Below are 17,519 nucleotides of genomic sequence, written 5' to 3'. Positions count from 1 at the left end.
CTAGACAGGAAGCCCCAAGACAAAGCGGGCACCAAGTGGATCCGAAGTAATGTCCGCCTCGGTTGGTCGGATGTTTTCGGCCCAGATGACACCGCCATGTGCCTCGACAATCTGTTTGGAAATCGCCAGCCCTAGTCCCGAGTTATTGCCGAAGTGTTCTTCCGGGCGCTGTGAATAAAATCTTTTAAAGACCTTGGTCAGCGCCTGGTCCGGGATTCCAGGTCCTGTATCCTCGACCACGACGAGCACCCTGTTGTCCCGCTGACGCACCCAGACACGTATGGCATCCCCGTCATGACAAAAGGAAATAGCGTTGGTTATCAGGTTAACAAAAACCTGTGCCAGCCGGGCTTCGAGACCATTGATCACAATCGGACCTTGCGGCAGGTCGGTAATATAGTCGATACCTTTGGACTGTGCGTCTTCGCCCAGAAATTGACCGATATTGTCCAACAATTTCAAAAGGTCGAATGGCTGTTCCTGTTCCTTAACCAGTTCCGCATCCAGTCTGGACGCATTCGAAATATCACTTACCAAACGGTCTAAACGCCGGACATCATGTTCAATGACACCCAAAAGCTTGTCGCGCTGGTCTTCACGCTTGACCCTTCTCAGGGTTCCTACCGCCGATTGAAGACTGGCCAGAGGGTTCTTGATCTCGTGCGCGACGTCTGCAGCAAACTGCTCATTGGCATCGATCCGGTTATAGAGGGCATTGACCATACCCCGCAACGCGCGGCTAAGGCGGCCAATCTCATCTGGCCTCGCACTAAGGTCGGGGATGCGAATACGTCCTGGGTTCACTCCCGCGCCCGGATCCCTGCCCATTTCCGCGGCGGATGCGAGATCTGCCAAGGGGTTGGCGATTGTAGAGGCCAGAACAAGGCTCAGGCCAACCGAAACTAGTAAGGCCACAACAAACATCTGCAGAATGCGCTCTTGTTCTTGCCGGGCCAGCGCGTCAATTTCACCTGCTGGACCTGCCATTGCTACGGCCCCAACTGTGGCGCTGTCCAGCATGATCGGCGCGACAGCTACGATCACGGTTGCGCCCGAATGATCTGAGACGGCTTGCACCTGCAAACCGCCATCCAGTGTTTGCGGAACCATCTCCTGTACCCGCTGGGCCAAGGTCGGCGCTGTGTCTTGGGGACCTTGACTGAAAACCGAAGAGACTCCGTTCCAAACCGCTGTCAGCGCGTCGCTGATAAGGGTTCCGCCGGTTGGAACGTCGCTGTCAGACCGCAATAAGCTGGGTAATTCCACTGCCGGAGTGGCGCCACGCGTCCACCCAATTAGTGTACCGGTGCTGTCGTAAACAAAAACTTCGCCGCCTTCGGGCAATGTCAATCCCGACAAAGTATCGCGCACATCCAGACCGCTTGAATTGCCTACCCCCGGTTGTCGCAGTTGAGTCTCAAAGACGTTGCTGACCAATTGGGCATCGCCTATCAGGTTTTGCGCCGTTTGTTGAACTCGCTCTTTTCGAGTGTCGTCTAGGTACAGCAGGCCCGCCACAAGTATGATCAACGCGATCAGATTAAATGTGATAATCCTGCGAGCCAAAGGAGAACTGCGCAACGCAAACAGATTACGCCGCGATCTTTTTTCTTGCAGATCGGATGCATCGGTATCCTGCGGGATGACCCAATCGTCCCCGAGTACGACATCTCCGTCGCGCAACTCATTATCTAGATCGGTATCGCGCACGAGATCCCTTTGCCTATTGACAGACTGACGAGCCTATTCTTCGTTGTAACGGTATCCGATGCCGTAGAGCGTCTCGATGGCCGAAAATTCAGGATCGGCTGCGCGCATTTTTTTGCGCAGACGCTTGATATGACTGTCAATGGTCCGGTCGTCCACGTATACTTGGTCATCATAAGCGACATCCATCAACTGATCACGGCTTTTGACGAATCCAGGACGTTGGGCCAACGCCTGCAACAGCAAGAACTCGGTTACTGTCAACGAGACGTCGTTGCCTTTCCAGCTGACTGCGTGACGCAGCGGATCCATCCGAAGCTCGCCCCGCTCCATCACTTTGGTATCGCCGGTATTGCTGTTCGATACGTCGCCATCATTCGCCTCTTGCCTTCGCAGCAAGGCGCGAATCCGCTCAACCAACAGTCGCTGCGAAAATGGCTTTTTGACGTAGTCGTCAGCGCCCATACGCAGCCCCAAAACCTCATCTATCTCGTCATCCTTGGACGTCAGAAAGATGACAGGCATCTGGGTTTTCTGCCGCAGGCGCTGCAGCAGGTCCATGCCATCCATCCGTGGCATCTTGATATCCAGAACAGCCATGTCAGGCAGTTTCTTGTTAAACGCGTCCAGCGCCGCCTGTCCGTCGTTGTAAGTTTCAACCTCGAACCCTTCGGCTTCGAGAGTCATGGATACTGACGTCAGAATATTTCTGTCGTCATCCACCAGTGCAATCTTTGACATCGGGTTTACCCCTGTTTCTGCTCACTCAACGCTATAATTCGCTTTTTTGTACGGCATGTTTGGCTTTTTTAAGGCCGCGAATCAATCTGATTTCACGAATCACATAAACGTTGGCGCTCAGATGCGACAAAAAAGCCGTACCCGCTCGCTTAAACACGCCCGTTTTTCCAACAGGAAATTATTGGTGGCGCTAAACCTGACTTTGATTGCGCTAACTACGCCAAACCCTTCTGTTCATGCCCTGAACGACCATGGTAAGACCCGCCTGTAGCCGGGAAATTTCCCGCCGATTGCCCCAAGAGCGCAAAGGCCCAGTGGCCCCCGCGCCGCCAAAGGAGAAGAAACGCATGACATCTGGACGGGTTAACCCGCAATTCCGCCTCGAAAATCAGGGCATCGAGGGTCTGGGAAATGTCTATTACAATTACATCGAACCGGCGCTGATCGAAGAAGCAATCAAACGGGGCGAAGGAACGCTTGGGCAAGGGGGTGCATTTCTTGTCTCAACGGGCAAGTTCACCGGTCGCTCTCCCAAAGACAAGCACGTGGTTGAGACGGACAGCGTCAAAGACACCATCTGGTGGGAAAACAACGCCGCTATGAGCCCAAAGGGATTTGACGCGCTCTACGACGACATGACTGCACACATGAAGGGCCGGGACTATTTTGTTCAGGACCTTGTTGGCGGCGCCGATCCGGCCCATTCAATCAATGTGCGTATGGTAACCGAATATGCGTGGCACAACCTTTTTATTCGACACTTGTTGCGCCGTCCCGACCGGGAAGATTTGGATGAATTCACTGCAGATTTTACGGTGATCAACTGCCCAAGCTTCAAGGCCGATCCCAAAAAGCATGATTGTAAAAGCGACACGGTGATCGCCCTGAACTTTGATCGAAAACTTATTCTAATCGGCGGTACTGAATACGCGGGCGAGAATAAGAAGTCAGTATTCACGCTTCTGAACTATATGCTTCCAGAAAAGGGCGTAATGCCTATGCATTGCTCGGCCAACCACGCGGTTGGAAACCCAGTAGACACAGCCGTGTTCTTTGGCTTGTCCGGTACTGGCAAGACCACACTGTCGGCCGACCCGACCCGGGTTTTGATTGGGGATGACGAGCACGGTTGGTCAAACCGTGGCACTTTCAACTTCGAAGGTGGGTGCTATGCAAAAACACTAAATCTCAATCCAGAAGCCGAACCTGAGATTTACGCGACCACGTCAAAATTTGGCACCGTGATTGAAAACATGGTGTTCGATCCGGAAACCAAAGAACTGGATTTCGACAACGACTCGATGACGGCGAACATGCGGTGTGCTTATCCGTTGGAGTACATCTCTAACGCGTCGGCGACCGCACTTGGAGGACATCCAAAGAATATTATCATGCTGACTTGCGACGCATTCGGCGTGCTGCCCCCAATTGCGCGACTGACACCTGCGCAGGCGATGTATCACTTTCTGTCTGGGTTTACGTCAAAGGTAGCAGGTACGGAGCGCGGCGTGACTGAACCGCAGCCGACTTTCTCGACCTGCTTTGGCGCCCCGTTTATGCCGCGACGGCCCGAAGTCTACGGAAACCTTCTACGTGAAAAGATTGCCCAACATGGAGCGACCTGCTGGTTGGTTAACACCGGCTGGACTGGTGGGGCATACGGTGTCGGTAGCCGTATGCCGATCAAGGCCACACGTGCTCTATTGACAGCCGCGCTTGAGGGATCTTTGGCCGACGCCGAATTTCGTAAGGACGCTAATTTCGGTTTTGACGTGCCTGTGTCCGTGCCGGGCGTTCCAGAGGTTTTGCTAGACCCGCGACGCACTTGGGACGACCAGGTGGCATTTGACAAGCAGGCTGAAAAACTCGTTCAAATGTTCTCGGAAAACTTTGAACAATATCTGCCATTTATCGACGAAGACATTAAAGCCGTTGCAATCGGCTAAAGGGTGAAAGGGGCCCTCGGCCCCTTTTACGCCGCGTTCAAATTCGATTTTTGACGGCTTCCTTTTGACCAAGCGGAGAACGCGTTGCGCGATCCTACTGCTTGAGGTAATTTGATACGTCAATACGACTAGACGGGCCCAGCGCTTACTCGTTGGGAAAAAACTTGAACAGCTTTTGATCTGCCTTTGCCAAACCACTCACACCCAGTTCAAGGCGGATCAACGGCAAGTAAAATGGGGAATAGTGTCAATAAGTTACGCGGAGATTGCCCTAGTCACGCACCGCTTATGCGTCCGAAACTCACCGGAAATTGGCACTGAACATGACAGGTACGTTATGACTGAGATTTCGAAGCTAACCGAATTACGCAAGTTGATGCAAAGCATGGAGAGAACACTGGGCCTCGAAGAGCTGTCTCCGGTCGAGCGCGACATCTACTATGCTGCAGAGGAATTATCGAAACGCGGTGATGAAGTGCGGACATTCGGACTAATTGAACACACACTGGTCCAAAGTGTCTCGCGCCCCACTTTTTTCCGGGCTCTTAAGTCGCTTGTTCAAAAAGGCTATATGTCGCAAAGCGGCAGCGCAAACCGGGGACGGTATATCGTGCATGGCCCCAAATGACGCACATTTGATGTAAGGCGACATATCTGGTGCAAAGGTGGGTTTTTGAAACTTTGCTGGCCTCATCGGCCTATGTGATTGCGTCAGTTCTCACTTTTGAAATGTTGATGCCGCTCCAAAACATATTCTTTCCCGAATATCCCAGCCATGCCAGTCTGCTATTTCTGCCCCACGGCGTGCGCGTATTGTCAGCTTGGCTTTTGGGATGGCGCTCTATCATCGCTTTGTTGCCGGGAGTATTTTTTGTATTCGCCATGGTCGGCGGGTGGGATGTGTTCTTACCGAGCCGTCTGTTCGCAATGGCTATTGCAGTGGCGACCGCCCCGATTGTTTTTTATTCCTGCAAATGGCTTGGTTGGGACCTGTTCCCTAACCCCCACCAGCGACCATGTTGGCTTTGCGTGATGGGAGTCGGCATCGTGACTTCCTTTTTGGTATCAGGGCTGACGAATCTGACTTTTGGTAGCGCTGCGGCGGAGTACATCGCTTTTTTGATTGGCGATATTTCCGGTCTCTTTTTTCTGATGCTGGGATTGTATTTCGGGTTTTGGTTTTTTGACAAACGAAGCGGGCTAATAAGCCGTGAAGAATAACTCGTTGCTAACGGTGGTCGGCGATACCTCCGCCGAAAGATAAAATGGCCCGGCCAATCCCCGTCACCACTTGTATAACTAAACAGATTCATCGCCTCTAATGAGACCTTGAACAGAATTTGGGTCCGAAAATTTCTCTGCAGTGCAAAAATCATTACGCAATTATTGAACTTTTTTTCAGCTATTGACGCATTTTTGTTGCGCTGCACCTGCAGCATGGTATGACCAGACAATCCAGAGAAGGACGCGATTCATGGCCCATGACGGACAAGACATGACTGACACGACCCAAACTCCTATTTTGCCTGACCTGTTAACTTTGACCGGCGCAGCGATACCGGCGGTTGAGACTGTCTTTAACCGTGCTCGCGTGGCAGTTCTTGAATTGGTGACACAGGATGGTCGCGTTTCAGGAGCGTTGGTTGAAGAACACCAAACGGCAGCCCACGGGTTGGCATGGCTTGCCACTTACCATCAATCACTTAAGCAAATGCAGCGATGGGCAGAGGCGCTATCAGCCAAAGGAAAGTTCGGAGAAATCGAGCAACTATTACATCAGATAGCGTTTGGCGAGTATCTCCACCAGGTCGCGGGCGGTATTCCGATGAACCAGGGCGAGGTCGTGCGGTTGCAAGATTTGGGGCTGGGTTGGGATGCGCTGTCCGGCTTTCAGTGCAATGAAGTTCAATCTTTGATGGCACAGGCCAACAGTCAGGCCGCGCGCACCCGCTTGGTCGAGTTGATGCAAGACCAATTTGGAGCGACTATGTTCGGCGCTTCCGGTCTTGAAGAAGAGTTGGAGATGATCCGCGATCAGTTCCGAAGATACTCCATCGAAAAGGTCGAGCCGAATGCCCATGAATGGCATCTAAAGGATGAGCTGATCCCGATTGAAGTCATCGAGGAACTGGCTGAAATGGGCGTCTTCGGCCTGACGATACCCGAAGAGTTCGGCGGCTTTGGCTTGTCCAAGGCTTCAATGTGCGTGGTGTCCGAAGAACTGTCGCGCGGGTATATCGGAGTGGGTTCTCTTGGTACCCGTTCGGAAATCGCGGCAGAGCTGATCCTTGCAGGCGGTACCGACGAACAAAAGGCCGAATGGCTTCCTAAACTTGCAAGTGCTGAAATCTTGCCAACTGCAGTATTTACAGAGCCGAATACGGGCTCGGACTTGGGTAGTCTCCGGACCCGCGCGGTTAAGGACGAGAACGGGGATTATAGCATCACTGGAAACAAGACCTGGATCACCCACGCAGCACGTACCCACGTAATGACGTTGCTGGCCCGCACCAACCCGGAAAGTACCGACCACCGTGGCCTGTCCATGTTCCTGGCAGAAAAAACCCCTGGCGCGGATCATGAGCCTTTCCCCACACCCGGGATGACCGGAGGCGAAATCGAGGTTCTGGGCTACCGCGGTATGAAGGAATACGAGTTGGGTTTTGATGGTTTCCACGTAAAGGCCGAGAACCTTTTGGGTGGTGAGGAAGGTAAGGGCTTTAAACAGCTTATGGAAACCTTCGAGTCCGCGCGCATCCAAACCGCCGCCCGAGCCATTGGTGTGGCCCAAAGCGCGCTGGACATCGCGATGCAATATGCGCAGGACCGCAAGCAATTCGGTAAATCGCTTATCAACTTTCCCCGGGTTTCTGGCAAGTTGGCAATGATGGCGGTCGAAATCATGATAGCCCGCCAGCTTACCTATTTTTCGGCTTGGGAAAAAGACCACGGCCAGCGATGCGACCTTGAGGCTGGTATGGCCAAACTGTTGGGCGCGAGAGTGGCATGGGCCGCTGCTGACAATGGTTTACAAATTCATGGCGGAAATGGTTTTGCACTTGAATACAAGATTAGCCGGGTGCTTTGCGATGCACGTATTCTGAACATTTTCGAAGGCGCTGCAGAAATTCAAGCGCAGGTTATCGCGCGACGGTTGCTCGCCTAATTCGACGCCGTTGCGGTTTCCCCAACTTGACCCGGCTTTTGCGCCGGGTCTTTTCTTTCTTTTGAACAGGCATCATGATGTGCAGCAGGGGGAACTTCCCCTTTTGATCCGTTGATGATTTCGCAAAAACGAAGTCAGCAGCAAAAGACCCATTGCCGATGTCCGGGGACCAAAAGGGGACGCAAGTTTGAAAATCATTACGACGCTTTTGGTCATTTCGATGACCCTGGTTTTGGCCGGGTGCTCCGCTGGCCCTTCTGAGACACAAGGCGATGTCGACGATTTGGCGCAATCTATTCAGGCATTGGGCCCAGAGGTTGACCCAAACGAAGCGAGACGCGCTGCGGAAATTGCCTATTCCTACTCCCAACAGTTGAAACGGGAATACCGAGTCACTGACTCGGCGATCGTGCACAATGCCAAAGTCATCAACGGATTTCGCGAACGCGGATTGTGTAATCATTGGGCGGAAGACATGCTGAAGCGGTTGCGGCAGGAAGAGTTTCGTACTCTTTCACTGCATTGGGTGACCTCACCGCCGACAACATTTCGTATCATTCACCATTCGGCCCTTATCAGCAAAGCCGGGGACTCGATGTATCAGGGTATCATCCTGGACCCTTGGCGATATGGGGGTGATTTGTTTTGGGCACCTGTTGTTGACGATACCCGGTACAACTGGCGACCGCGCATGGAGGTCCGCGAGGAGTTGTTGCGAGCCAGTGGAGGTGTGGGATGAGCGCATCAATTCGATGTGTGACCGGGATACGCTAGGAACTATTTATGCCACGTTGGTTATTGATCCTGCCCTTATTTTCCCTGTTTCAGTGCGACAAGGATGAAACGGTCGCCGCCTACGGCGCAGCCGATCAGGTCTGGGCGCTACAAGAAGTTGACGGTCAGGTTTTCGACGCAAGCGCCCTAGTACGTTTTCCGCAGGAGAGGCACATTGCGGGGAACGGTCCCTGCAACAGTTACGAAGGTAAACTCAGTGCGCCATATCCTTGGTTCGAAATAGAAGACCTGATCGCAACCAGAGCGTTCTGCGCAGGAATTGAAGCCGAAGGGTTCTTCTTTGCCGCCCTCATGGCAATGACGCAGTCTGAAGTCTCAGGCAATGTCCTTATCCTGCGCAATGACGATGGTCACGAGATGGTGTTCAAAGCCGTCGATTGAATTGATCAATAAATCGGGCTCGGGCCTCGGGTATTGGTGAGTGACCTAAGGACGGAGCAACCCGATGTTGGAGAAAATATCCTGTGGTACGCAAGCCCTGAGCGATTTCTTCGTCTGGTGCGTTCCCTTCTCCTCGCAAGCAAGGTGGTAACGGCAGCAGCTTGCCAGCCCATTCACCAGCGCCCTCTGAACTTACAGCTCGACCTGATTTTGGTGACACGAATGACAACCCTTCCGTCGCACCGTTTACTGCACACCGGCTGAGATCCAGGCCAAACCCGAGCTCTTCCAACAAAGCGAGCTCCCACCGCATATAGGCAAGCGGCCAAACCTCGTCCTGACCCAATAGGTCCATAAGTTGTTCGGTTTGTTTATAAATACCCGGATGAGGTTCGCGTTCTGGCATGCAAAAAGAAAGAAGGGCGACAACTGCATTCAACCCCGCCAATGCGAGACGCCCTGAAAACGCGGCGGCGGCGCGGGACCGCAACGGTTCAACTTGAAACGTCCCAATATGTTCCTCCAAACGCGCGCGCCACAACAGATCCAATTGAGCTCCTGGCTGCAGAACAGGTGCAATTTTTCGACTTGTACCACCACGGACGACGCCTGCGTGTCTGCCATGAGACTCGGTAAAGACTTCGATGATCGCAGACGTTTCGCCGTGGCGGCGTGAGGTCAGAAGTATACCGTGATCGCGCCAGTCCAAGTCCTGTCCTATTCTGCTGGGGTGGTTCTTACTGATCTAGAAAACCGCAAAGCGTTCAACGCCGCAAGTCGGACGGCTTAGATCATGTTTAGAACGTAACACCTGCGTGCAGAAGGATACCAACAACCATGAGCGCATTGAGTACCATTGAAATGCCATTGCCTACATAAATCGGCAGTTTATTGACCATCAGACCATAGACGAACCAAAGAACCGACAATGCCGCATACAGCGACCACGTAACCAGTGATTGACCGGGCGCATGCTGTGAATGGGTGAAATAAAGCTTCGCCAGCTGTGGAAGTGTTGCAAAGGGTCCAACGACGCCGACGAACACCATGAATCCCTCAAAATGCTTCATAACCCGACCAAGGTCGGATTTGATGAACTTCTGACCAATTGAATGCAACAAAAGCGGTCCTCCCTTACTCGCTGTGTATTTTTTCTTTATGCGGCCCTGGCTAAAGAAACTCTCTGTTAAGGTACTTGGTTCGTGTAGCCAGACCAAGTTTTGATGGCAACATTTCGCAGAAATCTAGTCCGTAGGTTGCTGGCAACCACAAATCTACAGCAAGGTTTTTTGTGATGGCCGTAGATATGAATGCCGCCGTCGATCAATTGAGCGAATAATCTGGTTTCAGTAAGCAGCCCAAATGATATTAGGTTCTCCAGGAAACGTTTTCTGCCGGTACGAGACACGACTTTATGGAATGGCCCCACGATCTTCTTCGACAGATTTGCAACGATCCGACGACTCCGAAGAAAATTAGGCGGTTAATTCGACGCAACCTACGTCCTACCGAAGTTGACTACAAAGGTTGCCGAATGGAGGTCCATCCGTCTGACAATCATACCGAGTTTCTGATTTGGCAAAAAGGGAAAACGATGGAAGAACGTGCGTTAAACCACGTTTTGAACGGTCTGCCGGATCGCCCGATTACCGCCTATGATGTTGGTGCCAATGCAGGGGTTTATAGCCTTAGAATCGCTGCTATTGCTGTGCCTGGTTCTGCCATCCATGCGTTCGAACCAAATCCAACCATGCGCGCCAGACTAGAAAAGAATATTGCGTTGAACGGCTTCGACAGCATTCAGGTTCATCCTTGCGCCATTTCTGACGGCGCGGGCGAGTTGGACCTTTACGTTCCAGTCGACACAAATTTGGGCGAGGCTAGCTTAAGTAAACCCAAAAAAGGCGCGACACCTACTCGCGTCCAAGTTCGAAAATTAAGTGACTTTTTGCCTCCAGATAAACAAACGCCAATTGATTTCATAAAAGTCGATGTCGAAGGCCACGAAGATCGTGTCTTGGCGCCATTGTTGTCCGATATGCCGATTGCACAACTGCCAAAATCCGTTTTGTTTGAGGTCGAGCACAACAAGGCCTGGAAATCAGACCTTGGCAAATTGCTTACTAATACAGGTTACGAGTTGGATGCGAAATTCGGACGCAATGCGATCTATCGTTTAAAATAAACAGATTGGTTTCAATGCACCAAAACTTTGCCGTAGGACTTGTAGAGTTTCGAATTTATTGCTCCAAATCGCAGACGACTGGCAACCTGGAACTAATCCAGCCCCTCTTCCCCCAACATGTGTCGCCCCTGCCGATCTTCGACTTCGATCACCCAAAGGTCGGGGTCAAAACTAAGTTGGCGTTGAATTGCCTGATCTACGTCCTTCTCGGGACCGTTGGACAACTCGATCCATTTGCGTTCACCGCTCATCAGGTCAAAGCTGCGTTGAAATGCCGTGGCTTGACCATCCAGAGTATTCAACTTGATCAAAACCGCACCAGCTGTGTCGTCGCCGTGGGCAACCACAAAGGCAGGAATTTCTTGAAACCGCAAACGCGCCAGGTAGGCGTGAACCCAGAATTCCGCCGTCAGTCGGGTCATGCGTTACCGTCTTTGAAGTCCAGTCCCATCTCCGAATAACGCTCGGATTCCTCTAACCAGTTAGGACGGACTTTGACCTGCAGGAACAGGTGGATTTTGCGGTCTAGAAATTCTTCTAACTCTGCACGAGCCGCTTGGCTTACCGCCTTTATCGTCTCACCCTTTTTACCAAGCACAATGCCTTTGTGGCCGTCCCGCATTACATAAATGACCTGATCAATTTTGGCTGACCCGTCCTTGCGTTCTTCCCAGTTCTCAGTTTCAACGGTTAGTTGATAGGGCAGTTCCTGATGCAGGCGCAGGGTCAATTTCTCACGCGTCATTTCCGACGCAATCATGCGCAAAGGCAGATCAGCGATTTGATCTTCGGGATAGAGCCATGGACCCTCTGGCAGCTGAGATGCCAGCCACTTGCGTAGATCATCCACACCGTGACCGCGTTCCGCCGAAATCATGAAAGTTTCGGAAAATGGATAACGTGCGTTCAGGTCAGATGTCAGCGCCAATAGCTTCTCCGACGGCACTTTGTCGATCTTGTTGATTGCCAGGGCAACCTTGCGGTTTTGCCCGATCTCCTCGAGGCCATCGAGTATATGTTCAACCCCTTCAGTGATCCCGCGGTGGGCTTCGACCATCAGGACCACGATATCAGCATCAGCCGCCCCGCCCCAAGCCGCTGCAACCATCGCCCGGTCAAGCCGGCGGCGCGGTTTGAAAAGTCCGGGAGTATCCACAAATATCAGCTGTGCATCGCCTTCTATTGCGACGCCACGGATTCGAGCCCGCGTGGTCTGCACTTTGTGAGTCACAATCGAAACCTTGGCCCCAACCATGCGGTTCAACAAAGTGGATTTGCCCGCGTTAGGCTCTCCGATTAGTGCTATAAATCCGGCGTGTTTGGTCATATGATATGCGATCCAGTTTGCAGGGCGCATCCCTATCCCAGAAAGCCGATACGGGCTAGAGGGTTTTGGAAAAGTATAGGTTTGGCCCATTGCCACCTTTTGGCGAGGCATCTTACGTCTGCCAAATCTTGATACGGCCGCCCGAGTTCATTTATCAAGTTGAGTGCCGTCGCACTTAGTTTACTTCGTCAGGGTTGTCAGCATCGCTTTAGCGGCCGCTTGCTCGGCAAGTCGTTTTGATCCTGCCGTTGCTTGCGCCTCGGTTCCATCTTGCAGACGCGCCGCAATAGTAAAGAGGGGAGAATGGTCCGGTCCGCTACGCGAAATTTCGACATAAGACGGCGGATTTTGTCCACGGGCCTGAGCCCACTCCTGCAGCGCTGTTTTGGCGTCACGCGCATCGGATTCGACATTACGAATCCGGTCGCCCCAAAGGCGCAAAATGACGTCGCGCGAGGCTTCAAACCCTGCATCACGATAGATGGCGGCAATGACTGCTTCCATTGCATCCCCCAGTAGTGCTTGTTTGCGGCGTCCACCTGACAACATCTCTGACCGTCCCAGTTTCAGAACAGCACCCAAATCAATCTGCCGCGCCACTTCTGCACACGCTTCTTTCCTCACCAACGCGTTAAATCGAGGAGCCAGTTGCCCTTCGGTGGCCTTTTGGTCCGCCTCAAGCAATGCCGAAGCCATTACAAGCCCAAGCACACGGTCGCCCAGAAATTCCAAACGCTGGTTGTCCGGTCGCGTAGGAGACGAAACTGACCCATGGGTCAATGCGCGGATCAAAAGCTTTGGGTTGCTGAACTCGTAGCCCAACCTCTTCTGGAAGGCTTTTATCTCCGTCGAAACACTCAATTGACCGCCTTAAAGAACCGATCGCCGCGCCAAGTCCAGAAAAACAACATCGAACGCCCCGCAGATGAGAACATGATCCGGTCCGCACGGCCGATAAGGTTGTCGTAAGGTACATATCCGACGCCGCCGACTGACTGCGGCAAACGGCTGTCAGCGGAATTGTCACGGTTATCACCCATAAAGAAGTAATGCCCTTCCGGTACTACGTACACACCTGTGTTGTCCGAACCCTGATTGCCAATATTCAGCACTTCGTACGAAACACCATTTGGCAAGGTTTCAATCGCGCGTGACTTTTCACAGACACCGCCAACACCAACCGGCCCGTTTTCACACCTTGGTCGAAGGCCTTGCGGTCCTTGCGGCTCTGCTGTTTCGGTAAATACGCCATCTAGTTCCTGCAGTAATGGTGTCCCATTTAAAGTCACGGTCCCATCACGCACCTGAATACGATCACCGGGCAAACCGATCAGCCGCTTGATATAGTCGCGGCCAGTGACCGGGTGGCGGAAGACTATAACGTCTCCGCGTTCAGGTTCCCCACCCCAAATCCGGGTATTGTCATCCCCTTGCATCCAACCACAGATATCTTCTGCGTCGATGTTCAATCCGACACTTGGGATGATAAGGCTTGGGCAGGACGCATAAGAATAGCCATAGGCCATTTTGTTGACGAACAGGAAATCACCAATCAGCAGTGTCGGTTTCATCGATCCCGACGGAATCCAGAACGGCTGAAAGAACAACGTGCGAAACACGCCTGCTATCAACAAGGCGTAGACGATTGTTTTGATCGTCTCCCAAACGGCGCTTCCTGATTTGGCTTCCTCGGCCATACTGCTCTCTCCGGTCCTTAAGTGGTTGGAGTGCTACATGCGGGGCGGGTCTTGGCAAGTCAAGGCTGCGCAACCGCTTCTTGAACGCGGCGAGCTTCGATCACCACAAAAGCCTGTGCCCAGGGATGATCGTCGGTAAGAGTTACATGTATGATTGCCTCGTACCCTTCTGGAGTCATTTCCTTCAGGCGCTCGGCAGCCCAACCAGTGACGTGCATAACCGGTTGACCTGTGCGCAAATTGGTTACCGCCATGTCTTTCCATGCAATCCCCATGCGCAAGCCAGTTCCAAGCGCCTTGGAACATGCCTCTTTCGCCGCCCAGCGTTTGGCATAGGTACCAGCGGTATCGTGTCGATATTCCGCTTTGCGCTGTTCGATCTCAGTAAAGACACGGTTGCGAAACCGGTCGCCGAACCGGTCAAGCGTACCCTGAATGCGGTCAATGTTCGCTAGGTCTGTGCCGACGCCCAGGATCAAGTCAAACCTCCAACACGACGGTGCCGAGTTTTTCCCCGGTTTCGACCTGAACATGGGCTTTGGCCGCGTCTGTCAGGTGCCCTCCCGAAACGACGGCGTGACCCAATGCCCTTTGCTCTAACCACTGGCTAAGTTGGTCCTCCCCTCGCCGACGCGCCGAGGCATCGAGTTGATATACGATAAGCATATGTAGGCGGATGTTTTTGAACATGAACCCGTAGAAATCCAACTCGGGCCGCATACGCGAAGCGGAAGCATAGCTTGCGATGGTTCCACCGGGGCGGATCAAAGAAAGTGACGCTTCCTGATTAGCCGCAAAATCCACCTCGATTATGCGATCCACACCTTCTCCGCCTGTAAGGTCAAAAACTGCTTCGGTGACGTCCTGTGTGCGATAGTTGATCCATTCAGCCGCCCCGGAATGGGCTGCCTTTTCTTCAGAGCTAACGGTGGTAATGACCCTGGCCCCACCCAGCGTAGCCATTTGACAGGCGTATCGGCCCACAGACCCTGCACCACCTGTGACCAAAACAGTTTTGTCAGCAATCGACCCGTCACAATATAACGCATACCAAGCTGTCATAGCGGGAATTCCGAAACACGCGCCTTCAGCAAAGCTGGTTGTGTCCGGCAGAAACACAGCTTGCTCTGACGGCAAGGCCACATATTCCGCCCCTGTTCCGAAAGCGCGTTGCCAGTGTGCGTTCCAGATCCAAACACGCTCACCGATCCTTGCGGCATCAACTCCTGCCCCAACAGCTTCGATCACCCCGGCCCCATCGGAATGAGGAATAACGACCGGGTACTGCATAGCCGCGCCGGGCCGTGCTCCGCCGCGCAGCTTTACATCTGAGGGGTTAATCCCTGACGCCTTGACGCGTACCAGAACTTCTCCGGGGCCGGGTGAAGGGACCGGCATATCGGTCACCTCCAACACATCTGCAGCAGGCCCAAATTCGCGATATGTAATAGCTTTCACACCGTCACCTCGTTTTGAGAAAATGTCTCATGAGCTAAGCTGCCTACGTCAGCCGCACCGTCAATATCTTATAGCTTGCAACACCAAAGAACCCGGCGAAGGCGAAGTCAAACCAACGGCGGGCGCGGCGATAGGCAAGAACCATGTGCTCGGACGAAAACAGGAAGGCGTATCCAATGAATATCAAAAGCGATCCCGCATAGAGCAAACCGAAATATCCGAGCAACATCAATAGGCTGGCTTCGTTCGGGGCAGCGATAGCATAGATCGAACCCCAGCTAAGGATCGCCTTGGGGTTAGTCAGGTGAATAGCCGCTCCTTTGGCGAAGATGGTGCCATACGAACCGGTAACCGGATTGCCCATCGCCACGTCATCTTTGCTCATAGCCCGACGTAACGCTTTGAGAGCCAACCAGCCCAAGTATGCAACCCCAACATAGCGGATCGCTTCGAATAACCATACGTTGGCAAGCATTATCGCAGACAAACCCAATGCTGCGGCGATGCCCCAAGCTGCCGAGCCCGCGCAAATACCAAGAGCGAATGCCAACCCAGCAGAGCGACCCTCATTCATGGCTGTTCCAGCGATACCCATGGTCGCTGGCCCCGGAGAACCCCCTGCCATTAACCAAGCCAACCAGATAGCCAAGAAAGTCGGTGTGATCATTTCCGAGCCTCGTCCATCAAACGACGCATTTCCACAATCGCTGGTGTCAGACCAAGGAAAATAGATTCGCCAATCAAAAAGTGCCCGATATTCAGTTCACGCACCTCGGGGAACGCAGCAACAGGCTTAACGGTGTCATATGTCAAACCGTGTCCTGCATGTACCTCCAGCCCCAAGGAATAGGCAAATGTCGACATGTCACGCAGCGACGCCAACTCACGCGCTGCTTCTTCTTCCCGGCCTTCCGCGAAAGCGTCGCAATACGCGCCGGTATGCAGCTCGATCACTTCTGCCCCAATCCTATGGGCCGCTTCGATCTGGCGTTGATCCGCGGCTATAAATATCGACACACGGCAGCCTACGTCGCGCAAGGGCGCAATAAAGTGGGCTAGCCTGTTTTCTTCTCGTGCGACGTCCAGCCCACCCTCGGTTGTACGTTCCTCTCGTTTTTCAGGCACGATGCAAACCGCATGCGGTTTGTGACGCAGCGCAATCTTTTGCATCTCATCTGTTGCTGCCATTTCGAAGTTCAACGGAACGGACAAAACCTCCATTAAACCGTCGATATCGGCGTCAGAGATATGTCGGCGGTCTTCTCGCAAATGCGCTGTGATCCCGTCAGCCCCAGCTTCTTGTGCTATTTTGGCTGCGCGCAGGGGGTCGGGATAATCTCCGCCCCGGGCATTACGGACGGTCGCGACATGGTCGATATTCACGCCCAGACGCAAATAGTTTTCAGACATCATTCGATTCCTTCTTGAACCCTGAGGCCGACCCTAATGCGTTCGTCAGGTGAGCGGCAGTCTCGGCCTGTGCCAAGCGTTTGATTTCTTCGAATTTCGCTTTGATCTTGGCCCGACGACGTTGTTGGTAGGTCCTAATCAATGGAAGGCTGAGGTACGAACAAACAGCCCCAGCCACAATTCCCGGAATTATCCCACCTATCATGTAGGGAAAGAAAACCTCATGGTAGAATATTTCCAGACCTCGCCAATCCGCTACGTCATCGGTGAACAAAGCGATTATGTTATTTTTTAAATCTCCAAGAGCATCTGCAAATTTGCCCATAAGCCCATGCGTAGCCCCTTCATCAAATTTGGTTCCCAAAATGAAATGTCCCGTCTGCAAACAAATTACACCGATGGGTACATAGGTTAATGGGTTGCCAAAAAATGTTCCGCTGAGAGCAGCCAGAATATTGCCGTTGATCAACCGTGCCAAAATAGCAGCGACTACAAAGTGGAGACCATAAAATGGAGTGAACGCTGCAAAAACCCCCGCCCCGACTCCCCTCGCTATTCGCTCAGGTGAGTCTGGCAACCGACGCACACGGTGTTTCACGTAGTGAAAGGCCCGGGTCCATCCGCCACGCGGATAGACGAATTCCGAAGCGATCTGGACAGGCGAGCGTCGATCTCGGCGCTTGAATACCACTCCTGATCACCCCTT

20 protein-coding genes are annotated in these 17,519 nt (G+C 52.9%); 7 read left to right on the top strand and 13 right to left on the bottom strand.

What is annotated here, in order from left to right; all coding sequences use genetic code 11:
• Both AC2FNE_RS15865 and AC2FNE_RS15860 read right to left on the bottom strand, forming a co-directional pair.
• Positions 1-1,710, bottom strand: coding sequence for a sensor histidine kinase (locus AC2FNE_RS15865; RefSeq protein ID WP_170476909.1), 1,710 nt, complete (start codon positions 1,708-1,710; stop codon positions 1-3).
• Between the two features lie 33 nt (positions 1,711-1,743).
• Positions 1,744-2,448 carry a response regulator transcription factor gene (locus AC2FNE_RS15860; RefSeq protein ID WP_170476907.1) on the bottom strand — a complete coding sequence of 235 codons (705 nt, stop codon included), beginning with the start codon at positions 2,446-2,448 and terminating at the stop codon, positions 1,744-1,746.
• Between the two features lie 347 nt (positions 2,449-2,795).
• On the opposite strand from AC2FNE_RS15860, the gene AC2FNE_RS15855 reads away from it, so the two are divergent.
• From AC2FNE_RS15855 to AC2FNE_RS15830, 6 genes are all read left to right on the top strand, one after another.
• Positions 2,796-4,394 carry a phosphoenolpyruvate carboxykinase gene (locus AC2FNE_RS15855; protein WP_170608386.1) on the top strand — a complete coding sequence of 533 codons (1,599 nt, stop codon included), beginning with the start codon at positions 2,796-2,798 and terminating at the stop codon, positions 4,392-4,394.
• 337 nt (positions 4,395-4,731) lie between these two features.
• Complete coding sequence (locus AC2FNE_RS15850; RefSeq protein WP_170608388.1) at positions 4,732-5,022, top strand: hypothetical protein; 291 nt, start codon at positions 4,732-4,734, stop codon at positions 5,020-5,022.
• Positions 5,023-5,051: 29 nt separating this feature from the next.
• Positions 5,052-5,615: a hypothetical protein gene (locus AC2FNE_RS15845; protein ID WP_496805780.1), complete on the top strand. Its 564-nt coding sequence runs from the start codon at positions 5,052-5,054 to the stop codon at positions 5,613-5,615.
• Between the two features lie 253 nt (positions 5,616-5,868).
• Positions 5,869-7,560: an acyl-CoA dehydrogenase family protein gene (locus AC2FNE_RS15840; RefSeq protein ID WP_496805779.1), complete on the top strand. Its 1,692-nt coding sequence runs from the start codon at positions 5,869-5,871 to the stop codon at positions 7,558-7,560.
• Between the two features lie 187 nt (positions 7,561-7,747).
• Positions 7,748-8,299: a hypothetical protein gene (locus AC2FNE_RS15835; RefSeq protein WP_170476897.1), complete on the top strand. Its 552-nt coding sequence runs from the start codon at positions 7,748-7,750 to the stop codon at positions 8,297-8,299.
• Between the two features lie 44 nt (positions 8,300-8,343).
• Positions 8,344-8,736, top strand: coding sequence for an META domain-containing protein (locus tag AC2FNE_RS15830; RefSeq protein WP_496805778.1), 393 nt, complete (start codon positions 8,344-8,346; stop codon positions 8,734-8,736).
• Here AC2FNE_RS15830 and recO read toward each other — a convergent pair.
• A complete protein-coding gene (gene recO, locus AC2FNE_RS15825) occupies positions 8,720-9,445 on the bottom strand; it encodes a DNA repair protein RecO (protein WP_170608395.1) in 726 nt (241 codons plus the stop codon). The genes AC2FNE_RS15830 and recO overlap by 17 nt on opposite strands.
• A gap of 88 nt (positions 9,446-9,533) precedes the next feature.
• Positions 9,534-9,857 (bottom strand): SemiSWEET transporter, encoded by a 324-nt coding sequence (locus tag AC2FNE_RS15820; protein ID WP_170608396.1) that lies wholly within the window; start codon positions 9,855-9,857, stop codon positions 9,534-9,536.
• A gap of 413 nt (positions 9,858-10,270) precedes the next feature.
• Between AC2FNE_RS15820 and AC2FNE_RS15815 the strand changes: the two genes are divergently transcribed.
• On the top strand, positions 10,271-10,921 hold the full coding sequence (locus tag AC2FNE_RS15815; protein ID WP_170608398.1) for an FkbM family methyltransferase: 651 nt from the start codon (positions 10,271-10,273) through the stop codon (positions 10,919-10,921).
• 92 nt (positions 10,922-11,013) lie between these two features.
• Here the strand turns inward: AC2FNE_RS15815 and AC2FNE_RS15810 are convergent, their stop codons facing one another.
• From AC2FNE_RS15810 to AC2FNE_RS15770, 9 genes are all read right to left on the bottom strand, one after another.
• A complete protein-coding gene (locus AC2FNE_RS15810) occupies positions 11,014-11,343 on the bottom strand; it encodes a DUF1491 family protein (protein WP_496805777.1) in 330 nt (109 codons plus the stop codon).
• A complete protein-coding gene (era, locus tag AC2FNE_RS15805) occupies positions 11,340-12,248 on the bottom strand; it encodes a GTPase Era (RefSeq protein WP_170608503.1) in 909 nt (302 codons plus the stop codon). Before era ends, AC2FNE_RS15810 begins: the two co-directional genes overlap by 4 nt.
• 180 nt (positions 12,249-12,428) lie before the next feature.
• The gene (gene rnc / locus AC2FNE_RS15800) at positions 12,429-13,109 is read right to left on the bottom strand and encodes a ribonuclease III (RefSeq protein WP_170476888.1); all 681 of its coding nucleotides are present in this window, start codon (positions 13,107-13,109) and stop codon (positions 12,429-12,431) included.
• Complete coding sequence (gene lepB, locus AC2FNE_RS15795) at positions 13,106-13,945, bottom strand: signal peptidase I (protein WP_496805776.1); 840 nt, start codon at positions 13,943-13,945, stop codon at positions 13,106-13,108. The genes rnc and lepB overlap by 4 nt, the downstream gene beginning before the upstream one ends.
• Before the next feature lie 59 nt (positions 13,946-14,004).
• Complete coding sequence (gene acpS, locus AC2FNE_RS15790; RefSeq protein WP_170476884.1) at positions 14,005-14,424, bottom strand: holo-ACP synthase; 420 nt, start codon at positions 14,422-14,424, stop codon at positions 14,005-14,007.
• 1 nt (position 14,425) lies between these two features.
• Complete coding sequence (locus AC2FNE_RS15785; RefSeq protein WP_496805775.1) at positions 14,426-15,403, bottom strand: NADPH:quinone reductase; 978 nt, start codon at positions 15,401-15,403, stop codon at positions 14,426-14,428.
• A 43-nt stretch (positions 15,404-15,446) separates the two neighbouring features.
• Entirely contained in the window at positions 15,447-16,070 is a 624-nt protein-coding gene (locus AC2FNE_RS15780; RefSeq protein WP_170608404.1) for a LysE family translocator, read from the bottom strand.
• Positions 16,067-16,813, bottom strand: coding sequence for a pyridoxine 5'-phosphate synthase (locus AC2FNE_RS15775; RefSeq protein ID WP_170608406.1), 747 nt, complete (start codon positions 16,811-16,813; stop codon positions 16,067-16,069). The genes AC2FNE_RS15780 and AC2FNE_RS15775 overlap by 4 nt, the downstream gene beginning before the upstream one ends.
• Positions 16,806-17,504 (bottom strand): DUF2062 domain-containing protein, encoded by a 699-nt coding sequence (locus AC2FNE_RS15770; RefSeq protein WP_170476876.1) that lies wholly within the window; start codon positions 17,502-17,504, stop codon positions 16,806-16,808. Before AC2FNE_RS15770 ends, AC2FNE_RS15775 begins: the two co-directional genes overlap by 8 nt.
• Positions 17,505-17,519: the final 15 nt, after the last annotated feature.

The organism is Ruegeria sp. YKSD179 (genome assembly GCF_059612885.1).
The sequence above is the reverse complement of the archived record's forward strand: the minus strand, read 5'-3'. Positions and strand labels throughout refer to the sequence as shown.